This is a genomic window from Affinundibacterium amnicola (genome assembly GCF_014284275.1).
GTDB lineage: Bacteria > Pseudomonadota > Gammaproteobacteria > Burkholderiales > Burkholderiaceae_D > Undibacterium > Undibacterium amnicola.
This window is the reverse complement of record NZ_JACOFU010000007.1, coordinates 1-14,777: the sequence shown is the minus strand read 5'-3', so window position 1 is coordinate 14,777 and position 14,777 is coordinate 1. Positions and strand designations below refer to the sequence as shown.

Here is a 14,777-nt window from a genome sequence, read left to right as displayed (position 1 = left end):
CGTAAAAAAGAAAAAATAGAATCTAGAATGATCACTTTCCCTTTACTGCTACAAGCGAAACAGGAATCTCCAGATGCACGGCAATGGCTATCATGGCTTGCTTTCAGTATCAATTTGCCTCGTGAAGAAATTGTGCAGCAAACCGCACAGCTATTGGACTATCCATTGCTTAATTTGGCAGGGGGGCACCAGATACATCCTGCATTTGATTACGTTCCCTATTCAGAAATGTTAGAGCGCCTGGTCATTATTGGGTCGGTGCCTAGTACTAATGTGAACAATGATTTATGTGCGGTGATTGGAATTCCATTCGATACGCAAATTGGCGCATGGCTTGCCAATTTAGCGATCAAGCGTATTTATTTTGCTGACCCCAAAGATATTCAATCGACATTGGAATTTCATGAAGGTGCATTTAGTGCGGTAGCCGATGCGGTTGGTTTGGAAGAAGTCGGTGAATTAACGCGCGATGCCAGTGCAGACATGACACTGACCTCCATTCAAGGTGAGTCGAGTCCCGCAGTCAAGCTCATTAATTCCACGTTATTTGATGCTTTACGTTTAGAAGCAAGTGATATTCATATTGAGTCTTTACCGCAAGGGCTGGTGATAAAATTTCGTATTGATGGCGTGCTAAATCAAATTGCATCAGTCAATAATCTCTCTCTCGCTGAACAAGCGATTGCGCGCATTAAAGTTTTAGCAGAACTAGATATCGCGGAAAAACGTATTCCGCAAGATGGCCGGTTTCGGGTAGCAGTAAAGGGCAGAGACATTGATATTCGGGTGTCCATTATGCCAAGCATCCATGGTGAAGATGCGGTGCTACGTGTTTTGGATAAGAAAGCACTGATCGATAGTGTACAAAAACTGTCGCTCGACTCTCTAGGTTTTGATGCCGAGACTAAAAAATTACTTCGTCGATTAGCTTCAGAACCTTACGGCATGATGTTGGTAACTGGACCGACCGGTAGCGGTAAAACGACGACATTGTATGCAGCGTTAACCGAAATCAATCACGGGCACGACAAGTTCATTACGATTGAAGATCCAGTTGAGTACCAATTGCCAGGTGTTCTGCAAATTCCCGTGAATGAAAAAAAAGGATTGACCTTCGCAGTTGGCTTGCGATCTATTTTGCGTCATGATCCTGACAAAATTTTAGTCGGAGAAATACGCGACCCAGAAACAGCGCAAATTGCGGTGCAGTCCGCATTAACCGGTCATATGGTGTTCACGTCAGTGCATGCCAATAACACGTTTGATGTTATTGGACGCTTTATGCACATGGGGGTCGATCCTTATAACTTTGTGTCGTCTTTAACGGGCGTTGTCGCACAGCGTTTGTTGCGACAGAACTGCCCACATTGTAATGCGCCAGTTGAAATTGATCCAAGACTATTAGTGGAGTCTGGAATACATGACCCACAAGCCTACCGATTTCATGCAGGGCGCGGTTGTACTCAGTGTCGTCATACTGGTTATAAAGGACGTCGAGCGGTTGCGGAGGTCTTACGGTTAACGGATGAAATTCGTGAAATGATTATTGCACGTGCATCAATTCGTGCGCTCAAAGAACAAGCTCGATTGGAAGGTACACGCTTCCTTCGTGATGTAGCACTTGAGTTAGTCAAAGAAGGGCATACCACTTTACAGGAGGTGAATCGTGTCACTTTTGTGGCCTAAATCTCTGCATATTGGTTTGTTTCCTGGTCACATCTGGCTACACAACAAACGTCTACGCATCGAGCATCCATTTACGATTGATCCGTTATTGATCGAACAGCAAATCCTCACGGTGCTTGCTGAGTTATTGCATGCGCATAAGGAACAGATTGATCAACAAAGCCATGTGACGTTTTTTGTATCGGATCGATTCGCTGCCACCACACAACTCCCATGGCGTAAAGAATTGTTTCGTGCCGAAGAAGTGAATAACTTCGCACAAATTTGTTTTGAGAAGCAATTTCAAACGATTGATGAGCAATGGTTGATGCACGCAGAATATGCGCACTATGGGGCTGATGGTATCGCTTACGCTTTAAGAAAAGAATGGCTACATCAATTGGATGCACTCTGTGGTCAACACCATGTGATAGTGCGTCGAATATTGCCGATGACGGCTGTCGTATACTTTGCGAAAACGCCGAAATTCAAGCAAAGCAAACAACTCATTCTCGTGTCGGAAAGTACCCGCATTACCGCTATTTTATTCGAGAATCAAAAGTTGATTGGCTTAGATGTCGAGCCAGTCGTTCACTTAGCAGAACATGCGCAACTGAGATTGGTACGGCGCGTAGGTGCAATGCATGAGGGAATTCAACAAATAGTGGATTGGTCTGTTGATCCCGATTCCGAAAAAACTGCGTTGATCGTCTTGGGCGAGCATTTCCCAGAGCTCCAGGTGAAACGTGTGAACCGCCAGTTTAAAACGGTCCTTAATTGATGAATCCAAAAATATTACAGCCCGCATCACGACATTTCTTAGCATGGCTCGTTCTTTCCATCATTTTTTTCTGTTTAGCCGTGGTGATCGCTGCGCAGACTTATGTGTTGCATGAGTCGAGAGAGCGTATTCAAGCGCAAATTGCTGAGGTTGAAAACCGTCTAGCCAAAAGACCAGTGATCAAAGTCAGTAAGACGCAGTTAGATGAAAAAAAACAGTGGCAGCAGCTGGAAAAGGAATTTCAGTATCCATGGAAACATTTATTTGCCGCCATTGAAAAGGCAACTGACAAACAAATCGAACTGTTAGAACTCATGCCAGATAAGGCAAGCCGACTGGTGATTTTACGTGGCGAGGCCACCAATATCGCATCGCTCGTCGCATTCGTAGAGCGATTGGAAGATAACCCCAATTTAGCAACGGTCTACCTGAGTCATCAAGAAAAAGTGACTCGGGAACGGCTGGAAACTTTGGGATTTGAAGTCAAGGTTACGCTGCGATAGTGCGATTAAGCATACTTGAGCCAAGGCATTTAGAAGTTCGTTTTAAGCTGCTGATTTTTTAGCTATCTATTTATAGTTGATCTTCAGCAATAGTTAAGACTAGAAATTGAAATTATTTTAAATAAATGGCAAAGTGACATTGACGAATAGTTGTTGTATAAATTACTCTCCCTTCCCATATTGTGATTTGTGCAAATGGCGTTTAGTCCGTTCGTATTCTCTGCACGCAATTCTCTAAGTTTTGCACGGCAACTCAAAGCATATTAGTCGCCGTGTCATTTCCTGTTGTATCTCACTTTTTCTTGACGGTCTCGATGATGATCTATCGTATTTTCTCCTTTTTGTGCTTGTTTATTTGCATACTGAATCTGAATGCTGCGCAAGCACAGGTATCTGAAACCATCTCGTTGACTAATTGCGTATCAAATAATGTGAGTAGCCCAACAGCATCATCAATGTCTTGTACTTTAACGAACAATGGGGTGGGTGATATTTCCAGCCTCAGTTATTCGACGCTATCTGGAATGACGGTATCAGGTCCTAGTAGTTGCAGTGCTAGTGCTAACTGTGGAACGGTGCGAATCAATACGGCAACGGCGGTAGGACAATATAGCGGCACACTGACAATTACCCCCAGTGTTGGAGTCGCCATTAGCACTTCAGTTGATTTGGTGGTTTATAACAGTGATGCACAATTTAATTTGATGATGTGTAGGCATGTGAGTCCAACAAAAGTACCTACCGCCGCAACAACGACCTGTAATATCCGCAAACTGACGAGTGCTCCTATCGATGGATTTACTTATACTAGTCCATCAGGCACAACCGTGACAGGACCTTCGAGCTGTACTGGTACATTCATGGCTTGTGGTGCGGTCACTGTGACCACTGCAACTGTACAAGGTAACTATAATGGTGCGCTAACAATTACACCGACTACAGGTACGGCTTTCAGTCTGCCGATCAATTTAGCAGTCGTCGATTCTCCTTCGGTATTGAGTTTTAAGTCCTGTAATGATGTAACACCTACAGTCGAGCCGCAAAGGGCAAGCACCACTTGTACGCTCACCAACAGTGGCGGTGCCGCCAGCAGTATTGTTTATAGTAGTGGACTTCCAATAGGCACAAATGTCACAGGACCAAGTAGCTGTGCCGCAAATAGCGATTGTGGTACGGTAAAGGTGTTGACCAAGATAGCCGCTGGTAATTACATCGGCAATTTAACGGCCACACCCAATTTGGGCGTGGCAGCTACCCGTGCAATTAATTTAAGGGTGGTGACCGCACTAACGGGGTTAAATTTAAAATCCTGTGTTGATGTGACCCCAACTTTTGCACCGAATCAAGCTACAACGAGCTGTACGTTAAATAATGCTAGTGCAACAGTGCTTACAAGTATTAGTTATGCAGGCTTGCCATCGACCATGGCCGTCACTGGGCCGACAAGTTGTGGTGCAAGTACAGATTGTGGAACGGTGACGGTAACGAGTTCAACGACACCAGCAAGTTATTCTGGCACTTTAACGATTACACCTAACACTGGGGCCGTAGTTAGTAAAACAATTAATCTACAAGTTAATCAACCACCTGTCGTGTTGAGTCTCAAAAGCTGTAACTCAAATACCTCAACTACCATAGTACCGACGGCAGCTACGAAAAGCTGCGTCTTAACAAACAGTGGAAGTTCTGCGGTGAGTACGATTAGTTACACATCACCAGCAGGCCAAACAGTTATCGGACCAACAAGCTGTGGTGCGAATGCCGATTGCGGAGTTGTAACAAGTACATCCGGTACAGCAGCACAAACTTATAGCGGCAATGTGACGATTACGCCAAATATTGGCAATGGCATCGTGATGTCTTCCACGCTTCGTGTTAATGCGGACACGATTCTAAATTTGACTAGCTGTACAGACGTCAATAATACGAATTCTCCTGCGCCAGCGAAGACAACGTGTACGCTGACCAATACAGGGGGAACCAATGCTAGTGCTATAACCTACAGTGGTTTAACGGGAACGGGTTTAACGGCAAGTGGTCCTGCGACTTGTGCTGCAAATACCACCTGCGGAGAAGTGACGATTACATCAGATATAACTGCCCGTACCTATAACGGCACGCTCACCGTTTCGGCGGCGACGGGTGCGGCTGCGACGAAGGTAGTGCAGCTGGTGGTTAATCCGGCGTTAATGGCATTAAATTTGGAATCATGTGTGAGCGTGAGTCCAACGACTTCACCAACTCGAGCGACTAGAACCTGTCAATTAAGAAATACCGGCGAATTTGCTGGCGCAGTGACGTACTCGCAGCCCACGAATCCAACATTTCAATTAGAAGGTCCATCGAGTTGTCCAGCTAAAGGACTATGCGGTGATGTCATTCTTCGCTCGGGAACTGAGCCGGGAAGTTATCCGATTATCGGTCAAATTCAAATTGTCCCTAGCCAAGGCGCTCCCATCGCATTTGGTGGAATATTACAAGTCGATCCAAGGGAGGTAGAGCTAGTTTTAAGTAATTGCGTTAGTGTGTCACCAGCGACGAGTCCGGCAGTAGCGAGTACTAGTTGCGATATGCGCAATAACGGACAGATGTATCCCGATAGCATTATCTATTCTAGTCTGGCGGGCGTGACAGTAACAGGGCCAAAAGGTTGTCTGCCTGGTGCCGATTGCGGCAAAGTTGAAGTCAAAACTAGCAATATGACACCTGGAAGCGTTACAGGCCAAATCACTATTACGCCGATTAGGATGCAGTTGCCAGGTAAGGTGACTGTATTACCTATCAATTTGGAGCAACTGGGTTCTGCGCCATCTCTCGATTTTAAAGCGTGGTGCACGGAAGTTTCACCAACGGTGACACCAAATCGAGCTTCAAGTCGTTGCGAACTCAAGAATTATGGACAAGTAGCAGTTAGTTCAATCACGTATGAGTGGCCATCGTGGGCACAAGTTGTGTCTGCACCAAGTTCTTGTCCAGGTAACTACGCTAGCTGCGGTTGGGTTGAGGTAAAAACGGGAACCGCACCTGGCATATATGAAGGTAATATTCGTGCCATTCCTAATATCGGAACTGCTGCAAACATAGGCATTAGGCTTAATGTCCTCGCCGAAGGCTTAACGCCACCGACGATTCAAATTACACGTAATCCCAATCCCCTGGTTGCAGGTCAAAGTTTTGTTACAACGTGGGCCACAACTAATGCAACGAGTTTGAGTTATGCCTGTACTGCTAACGGAGCGGGGTACCAGGGATCTGGTACCGTACCAACTTTAAACGGCAGTGCTGCCCCGATGATGGCATCGGCAGATTGGGTCGCCAATCCATCTCAGTGTGTCTGGACAGCGACCGGAGAAGGTGGAGTTACCACTTTTTCTGAAACGCTAACGACGACCACGCCACCGTTGCCAACACTGAGCATCACTCGCAACCCAACTCCCTTAATTGCAGGGCAAGCCTACACCACCACGATTGCTAGCTCGAATGCGACGACAGTCAATTACAGTTGTACTGCTACTGGTACTGGGTACACCAGTTATAACGACACGGTTCTTAATGGCACAATGAGTGGTACGACTGCTAGTGCATCATGGATTAACTACCCATCAACCTGTACTTGGACTGCGACTGGTCCCGGCGGTAGTAAAGTTGTTGTTGAAAACCTGATTACCGTATCTCCGCCAGCTGCTCCTCCAAGTGTCGTAAGTCTCAACGCTAGTAATACCAATATCCGTGTTGCCTCAGGCCAAAGCGGCAATGTCAACTTTACCGGAGAAGCAAGTCAAAGCAGTGGACAAGTCACTAAATTGGAATTGCTGAGCAATAACGGCAGCGGCTATGGTGCTACGCCAGTGAGGACAATTACGGGCAATGCTGCCAGTTTGAGTATCAATACGGTTGTTAGTGTCAATGCTGGAAGTTATCGTTTTAAACTGCGCGCTACCAATCATGAGGGTAAAACAAGCGAATCTGCCGAAACGATTATCAACGTCACCGACAGCAGCTTGCTCGGTGAAATCAGTGGCATTCGTACCAATAAAACGGATAGCAATAAACTAGAATTGTTTGGTTGGACCTGTCAGTTCGGCAATGCGCAGGCTCTTAATTACACGATATATGCTGATGCCCCCGCTAATTTAGGCGGCACGGTGGTCACTACGGGTAGTGCCAACATCGCCACCGAAATCAACAATGACGCGATTAAAGCGCAATGCGGAACACAAAATGCGCCAACAGCAGGCCACCACTTTGTTCTCAATCTCGACACTTATGCACAGACGTTTCAAGGAAGGCGTCTGTTTGTTGAAGCGGCTCTACCTTCCAACACGCTCAAAACGACCTTGCCATGTGCTGACTACAGCTGCACCATGCCAGGTGCCTTGCGCATAGGTTTGACGACGCCAAAGAACAATGATCGATACACAGGGCCCGCAACGGTATTTATGCGTGCAAAAGTCGATAATCCACCAAACTTAGCGATAGAGCCAGACGAAATTGCCCTTAATATTAATGACGAATGGTTAGAAGCCAGTCCAGATAAAGAGCCGGGTACTTACAGCGTGATGAAATCTGGTATTCCTTCTCGTGTGGAAGGCTATCCGATTAAAGCTAAAGTGAGGTATGGAAATACTACGCTCTACTCAGGAGAGAATATAGTCTACGTTGACTCAGCTCCGCCGATACCACCTTTACCTGTCACCTTGGCAATTACCTCGCCCATAAACAGGAGTAATGTCATTATTGGTGCTGCGCTCACAATGACCGCAGAAGTCACAGTTGTGCCTGGTGGTACAAATATCATTAAGTCCGTCAAGTTTTATGCCAATGAAATTGAGGTCGCTACTGCTAGTAGTAGTGGAAATACTTGGAGTGCCCAATGGACACCAACACAAGTAAGCGACATTCAATTGTTGGCGAAATCTTTTGATGTCAATGGCATGTTGGTTGTTGTGTCGCAAGCCATACACATTAGAGTGTCATCAGGATCAGTGTTAGTCCCGGCTTCAGCAGACTTAGTCGCAGTACCGATTACGCCGCTACACCTTCAAAATGCAGATGCTGGAAGCTTGCCTGGTAGTTTGCAAGTAGGTCAAGATGGTACAGCGAGTTATAGTATTTCGATTGATGTTCCGCCAGGAACAGCTGGAATGCAACCAAAATTGAGCCTCAATTACAATAGTAACGGAAGCAATGGGCATTTAGGCTACGGGTGGTCTTTAGGGGGCTTGTCTTCAATTCATCGTTGTCCAAAAACAATTGCTCAAGATGGGATCGCTGGGCGTATTAGTTTTGATAACGAAGACAGGTTATGTTTAGACGGAAAGCGTTTAATTCGTGCAAGCGCAGCTAAATCGGGCATCGATGTTAATGATGTCGACGCGCAATATTGGGCAAGTGATGTGCAGTACCGCACGGAACTTGAAAGTTTTAGCCAAATTACGCGTCAAAGCAATGGTGGCTTTAAAGTTGAGAGTAAAGACAGTCATATTCATTATTATGGGATAAAACCAAACAGCACGATTGCAGCACAAGGACGCATCGATGGTCAACCATTATTGTGGGCGATAGAGCGTACCGAGGATCGAGTAGGTAATTTCATTGAATTTGATTACAGTCAAAAGACTAGCGAATTAAATGGAAGTGAAGATGTTGATACTGGGGAATATCTGCCAAAACAAATTCGTTATGGTGCAGCTAACGCTGCAACAGACTTAGTTGTGAGGTTCAAGTACGAACAACGCAGTGATGCGCAAATTCAATATATGGGTGGTTCACGTAATGATTTACGTAGTCGTTTAACACATGTCCAAACCTATATTGGTACGGCGGGGGATGGTAGCGGCGGTAATTTAGTTCGGGATTATGAGTTGCATTACCGTCTTGGAGATGTGAGTGGACGTAGCTTGATAGACTGGGTTAGAGCTTGTTCATTAGATCCGACCGATTCGCAATTTAGCGAAGCAAAATGTTTGCCAAAGACCAGTTTTGAGTGGGGGTCTAGCGGTCAGCCAACAATGAAAGAGTTACCGATTCCTCAGATAGTACGACCTAAGACACAACCGCAGGTTATGCCACAGACTGTTCCCGGCATTATCTATGGTGAGGGTATGGCATCTGACTACTTTGCCGATCTTGATGGCAGTGGAAAGACTAGTTGGATAAGAAACAGAAAACTGGATTGCGAACTGTACAAACCATGGCATATTTGTGGAGATACTAGCGTTGGAAACAATCTTCCATATCCAACGATTCCAAATAAATTAAAGATTAGATTGCCAGACGGCAATGAAATAGAGCGTCTGGTAGATTTGGCATCCGCTGGTTTGCCAGCAGATGCTGTACTAAAGATATTGTTTGGTGATCTTGATGGTGACGGGCGTGATGATTTGGTTCTCGAAGATCAAACGATCGGAAGGCAATCCTGGGGCTATTGTTTAACAAAACCCAATGCAGAAAATACGATAGATTTTGAATGTCATGCTAAACCTGTAGGCTCACCGCAGATTGTTCCAAAACAGTCACCTATCTTGATTGACATGAATCAAGATAGGCGTATGCACGTTCTTTTACCATTTGATGCATCTGGTAAGGGATCGGACTGCTCTCTCGTCAATGGAGCTATGCAGTGTCAAGAGATTCAGATAGTGCATTTAACTCCATTGCCCGAGAATGCTCTGGCATGGGGATCCTTCCGTTCAGCTTCGGTGGCGATTAATTTGAGCAAACAGGGTAAATCAGATTTAATTTTGAATTGGCAATATTTTGTTCCTGCCGCAAGTCCATATTCTAACCTCTCAGCATGTAGTCCAACAGGAGTGTGCGTGAAAGTCGACGTAAAGCTGCGAGTGGCAGTATGTGCAAATAAAGGTAATAGATTTGAATGTTTAGCGTTGAAAGAAGATGTTGATGCGTATACCTTAAGCGACATAAATATGACCTTAGGTGATCTCAATGGTGATGGATTAACTGATGTTGGTGTTATAGAAAATCATTCGCTTGGAGGTATAGCAACCTCGAATCAATATTTTTGCCTTAGTAAAGAACAAGGAATTAATTGCCTTCCACGATCCGTTAGCGACCACCTCCGTGCATATGAGGGAAATAGGGGGGAGATTGCAGATTTCTTAGGTGAAGGTTTAAATCGAATTCTAATGAATTTATCTATTAATTTGTATAATGGAATTACCTATGAACTTGCGAGGAATCAATTGGTTAGTTATCGATCGAGTGGCTTTGCTAATCGGCAATTCAGTGTTGCGCAGGGTCTAACTGTTGAAAAATCACCTTTAGTATTTGACGATAGCGGCATACCAGCTTTTTGGGGCCCGTATTTCAGTGGCGGAGCATCACTTGGATTCCCATATGTCGAAAAACTGACGGCATACACACTAGCTGAACCTGCAAATATAGACAAAATCGTGACGATTACCAACGGTGTTGGCCACCAAGAAGAGCTAGACTATGCGCGTGGCGATGACGCTACCGTATATCGTCGTCACGCTGTGATAGATGGAATAGAAGTGCGCCCAACCTACCCACAATTAGCAGTGCGACCTTCGATCATGGTGAAAGAACTTCGCCGTAGTAATGGCAAAGGTGGTTGGATTACTACTAACTATTCTTATGAAGGGGCGAGAACTGATGCTTACGGTCGCGGCTCCTTAGGTTTTGCAAAATTCACAGTAAAAGATAACGCAAACAATATCACCACAACATCAATTTTGTCGCAGGATTATCCATATGTTGGCATGGTCAAGCGCAGTACGAGTGAGTACAAAGGTGCAAGCATAAAAGACAGTACTAATGTCTTGGAAAAGCAGGATGTCGTACTATCAAGTGGTAATAAAAGTACCTTCACGTACATCGCCAAAACAGATGTACACACACATGATTTGGATGGCAGTGGTTTAGGCACGCAGATCATTGTTAATAAGTATGAAGATGGCTACGGCAACCTTACCAGCCAAGAGCTTAGTAGTGCGATTCAATCTGGCTTAAGTTTCAGTAGTGTGAAAGTGACTAAGTACAAAAATGATAGCAGCGCATGGCTCCTTGGCTTGCCCGAATCAGAACAAGAAACCAAAGTTGCGCCGACCTATGGAACAATCAAAAGGAAACTGGACAGAACCTACGATCCAATAACAGGATTGTTGCTTACGGAAACGCAAGAAAAGGGGGATGTGCTCTTAGAAGTGAAGACCATCTATGAACGACCCAGTAATTTCTTTGGATTAGTTCATAAAAAAACCCAATATTGGCAAGATCCATTGACTAAGCTCAATTTGAAACGAGATACTGCGACAATAGAGTACGACAGTAAAGGACGTTTTATTGAATCAATTACGAATGCACTTAATCATAAAGAGAAGCGTAGTTATGATCCCGCGACAGGGATTATGTTAAGCCAAACTGGTCCGAATGAGCTCACTAAATCATGGAAAATTGATGGATTTGGCAGAGTGACTAAGGAGATCCGAGCTGACACGAGTTATACCCTTTTTTACCAGAAGCAGTGTGATCGTGCATGTCCGCCATTAGCTACCGTGGCAACCATATCGGATCATTTTTTTGATGATGTGCGCATGGCAGTGCCGAGCATCAGCTATCGAGACAGTGCTGGGCATGTCATACAAGAAAAAAGCTATAGTTTTGACGGTGCAAAGATTCTGACTGATCAGCGTTTCGATGATCAAGGACGTTTATGGGAAGTAGCTCAGCCGCGCTATGAGTGCAATATGACATGTTTGCGGGTTAATGAGGATGTTATCTATTTAGCCCGTCGTCAAACTTATGATGCTCTTGGCCGCCTAATACAATTGGAAACATTAGATGAAGGTAATAATCTAGCCATCAGTAAAACCCAGTACAAAGGCCTGACACAAATTCATACAAATGCAAAAAACAAAACGCGTACAGAGACACGTGATGTTTTAGGCCAGCTGCGTAATGTACTGGATGCAAATGGTGGCAATACGAGTTTTGAATATGATGCATTTGGTAGTCTGAAACAAGTCAAAGATCCCAACGGAAATCTCACTGATATGAGTTACGACGGACTTGGACGAAAAATCGCACTGAATGATCCAAATCTTGGAATAATAAAGTATGTAGTCGATCCAGTTGGAAGAGTATTGCAACAAACTAGTCCAAAGCAAAGCAAAGCAGAGCAGAGCGTATCGATGCACTATGATTCTTTGGATCGGATGACTAGTCGTATTGAACCCGATCTCATGAGTTATTGGGAGTACGATACCGCCAGTCACGGCAAAGGACTAATTGCGATAGCGACCACAAAAAATGCAAATAACGAAGAAACATATCGTCGTGTTCATGCTTACGATACCTTAAGTCGCCCAACAAGCATTACGCAAACCTTGAGTGATGGTCAATACGTGAGTATGACATCTTATGATGGATGGGGGCGTTTGGCGTCTCAACAACATCAGCGTAAAGTGGGAACTGCCGCGACAATTTTTAGTCAACGGTATAACAAGTACGGTTATTTACTGCAAGTTCTTCGTCGCGGTAAAGAGATTGGCGCCAAAGAACAAGTGTTGTGGCAGGCTAATACACAAGATGCGGCACATCGAGTACGACACAGTTCTTTAGGTAATGGCTTAGAGCAGACTCGTGGCTACAATATCTATAGTGCACGCATGGACGATGCCAGACTTTACGTACCTGATATTAGTACAAGTAGTACACCAAAACATCTGCCGCGCCTGACAGAAGCGTATAACTTCGATAGCTTGGGCAATGTAAAGCAGCGAACGCAATTCTGGGATAAAGATGGATTCATTGAAGACTTTGATTATGATGACCTCAATCGAATCAAAACGTCAAAAATTGGGCAAACAACCCAAAGTTTTACCTACGACATGGTCGGAAATATCCTCACCAAGGGCAATGTATCAAATGGTGCTACTTACCAATATCCAAATCAAGGTGTAGTTAATGGGGTGCAGGTAGTTTGACCACATGCCGTCACTAATATTTCCGGTATAGGTAGTTTTGAATATGACGAAAACGGCAATTTGAAATCAGGTGCTGGTCGAAACCTTACTTGGACAAGTTTTGACATGCCTGAAAGCATAAGCAAGGGCACGCAAAAGAGTAGCTTCGTCTACGGTCCAGAACATCAGCGTACTCGCCAAGATAAAAATGATGGTATCAGCATTATTTACGCAGGTAGTATGGAGGTTGAAGGACCTCTCAATGCACCTACCAGTATTAAGACATATTGGCCCAATGGGCTGGGACTTGAGATTGAAAAGGGATTAAATACAGAGTTTTTGTGGCGTCACCATGACCGACTTGGTAGCCCTATTGCTATTTCCGATGCCAACGGGAATTTGGTAGAAAAGATGGCCTATGACACTTGGGGAAAACGTCGCAATCTAAATGATAATTTTACACCCGATGGATTGGATGGTCGGATTGACAATAAAGGGTTCACTGGTCATGAGATGTTAGATCAGTTGGATCTTGTGCATATGAACGGTCGAGTTTATGATCCTTTCATTGCTAAATTTGTGAGTGCCGATCCGCATGTAACTGATCCCCTGAATGGACAGAACTACAATCGTTATAGTTATGTGTTGAATAATCCGACGAATTTGACTGATCCGACAGGGTTTGATGTATTTGGTACTGTGAAGAACTGGTGGTCTAGTTCTTGGTTTGGTAGTAGTAGCAAAACTACTAAGGTTGATCAGAATGCCAATGTTCAGCAGACGGCTGCTTCTCGGAGTGAGAGTGAGACTAAAGCGACAAACAGAGTAACTGGCACATACTTCTTTGGTGGCGCCGGTATGGACGGTGACTATATACCTGATATGGTTAAGGCAATGAAGGGGGCAGGAATCTCGGAACCGTTTGCAGTTGATCCAAGTAAATATTCAAGAGGAACTTTATTTGATGCTGGCCTCGGAGTTACTTTACTGCGGGATGATATGGATGAATCTCTGAAGCAGAATTTCGAGAAGACAGGCAGTTATACCAGTCATTTGAAGAGTCAAGGTAGTGGTCAAGGTCAGTTCAATCTTGTCGGCTATTCATACGGTTCGCAGGTGGCCGCGCAAGAGGCATCCGTTTTAACCAGAAATGGCCAAAAAATCGATAATTTGGTATTAATTGGATCGCCTATCAGTAAGGAATTCTTGAGTAGTCTTCGAAACAATCCACTTATCAGTAAAGTGATTGTGGTAAATCTCACGAAACAAGGCGACCCACTTTATGCAGGTATGCCACATTGGCAGATAGTGACCAATGCACCAACACTAGCTAAGCAAATGATACAAGGTGGCGGGCACTTTTACTATGCTCCAGCGAATGCCCAAGGTGCCGCTAATCGTCGTGAGCTTGCAAAAGAGTTGTATAAGGAGGGATTAAGATAATGGCAACATCTCGACATAAATGGGCAATGATTTGTTATTTGCTAGCTTTGTTGGTTAGCGTTGGTAATATGCTCGCAATTTTCTACATACACAGAGTACCCTTGTTTACTGGACGCGGTCTTGGTAGCTTCGTGGTTCTTTGGTTCGTACTTTATGCTGTTCCTTCAACTGGAATATGGTTTGTCGGCAGTTTGTTTGAAAAACAGCGTAAATGGACGATGGCTTATTGGACATCAATAGGTTTGATGATGTTGATAATGCTGATCGTGCCAATGAAGTTTTATATTGACTAAGGCCGTAACAAAGCTGGGGTCACCCATTAGCCCCCAGTAGTCAAGTAGTCGAACCAAATACTCGCAAATTACCGCGATAATTTTTAATACACCACCACACGTCTGTTTCAAAATGCCATCGTGCCTTTTGCTTCAATGTGTG

At 44.6% G+C, this 14,777-nt stretch carries 6 protein-coding genes; all 6 read left to right on the top strand.

The window, feature by feature from the left end:
• The first annotated feature begins 27 nt into the window (after window positions 1–27).
• The 6 genes from H8K33_RS15410 to H8K33_RS15385 all read left to right on the top strand — a co-directional run bounded on the left by H8K33_RS15410 (window position 28) and on the right by H8K33_RS15385 (window position 14,635).
• On the top strand, window positions 28–1,686 hold the full coding sequence (locus tag H8K33_RS15410) for a GspE/PulE family protein (RefSeq protein WP_186891951.1): 1,659 nt from the start codon (window positions 28–30) through the stop codon (window positions 1,684–1,686).
• Window positions 1,667–2,446 carry a hypothetical protein gene (locus tag H8K33_RS15405; RefSeq protein ID WP_186891950.1) on the top strand — a complete coding sequence of 260 codons (780 nt, stop codon included), beginning with the start codon at window positions 1,667–1,669 and terminating at the stop codon, window positions 2,444–2,446. The genes H8K33_RS15410 and H8K33_RS15405 overlap by 20 nt, the downstream gene beginning before the upstream one ends.
• Window positions 2,446–2,949 (top strand): PilN domain-containing protein, encoded by a 504-nt coding sequence (locus tag H8K33_RS15400; protein WP_186891949.1) that lies wholly within the window; start codon window positions 2,446–2,448, stop codon window positions 2,947–2,949. Before H8K33_RS15405 ends, H8K33_RS15400 begins: the two co-directional genes overlap by 1 nt.
• A gap of 314 nt (window positions 2,950–3,263) precedes the next feature.
• Window positions 3,264–12,920 carry a SpvB/TcaC N-terminal domain-containing protein gene (locus H8K33_RS15395; RefSeq protein WP_186891948.1) on the top strand — a complete coding sequence of 3,219 codons (9,657 nt, stop codon included), beginning with the start codon at window positions 3,264–3,266 and terminating at the stop codon, window positions 12,918–12,920.
• Window positions 12,921–13,025: 105 nt separating this feature from the next.
• Complete coding sequence (locus H8K33_RS15390) at window positions 13,026–14,342, top strand: RHS repeat domain-containing protein (protein WP_186891947.1); 1,317 nt, start codon at window positions 13,026–13,028, stop codon at window positions 14,340–14,342.
• Window positions 14,342–14,635 (top strand): hypothetical protein, encoded by a 294-nt coding sequence (locus tag H8K33_RS15385; RefSeq protein ID WP_186891946.1) that lies wholly within the window; start codon window positions 14,342–14,344, stop codon window positions 14,633–14,635. Before H8K33_RS15390 ends, H8K33_RS15385 begins: the two co-directional genes overlap by 1 nt.
• Window positions 14,636–14,777 lie beyond the last annotated feature (142 nt).

What these genes read in the sequence shown, in the direction of transcription:
- H8K33_RS15395 (WP_186891948.1), top strand. Translation starts at nt 3,264, where the DNA reads ATGATGATCTATCGTATTTTCTCCTTTTTGTGCTTGTTTATTTGCATA.
- H8K33_RS15390 (WP_186891947.1), top strand. Translation starts at nt 13,026, where the DNA reads ATGCCTGAAAGCATAAGCAAGGGCACGCAAAAGAGTAGCTTCGTCTAC.
- H8K33_RS15410 (WP_186891951.1), top strand. Translation starts at nt 28, where the DNA reads ATGATCACTTTCCCTTTACTGCTACAAGCGAAACAGGAATCTCCAGAT.
- H8K33_RS15400 (WP_186891949.1), top strand. Translation starts at nt 2,446, where the DNA reads ATGAATCCAAAAATATTACAGCCCGCATCACGACATTTCTTAGCATGG.
- H8K33_RS15385 (WP_186891946.1), top strand. Translation starts at nt 14,342, where the DNA reads ATGGCAACATCTCGACATAAATGGGCAATGATTTGTTATTTGCTAGCT.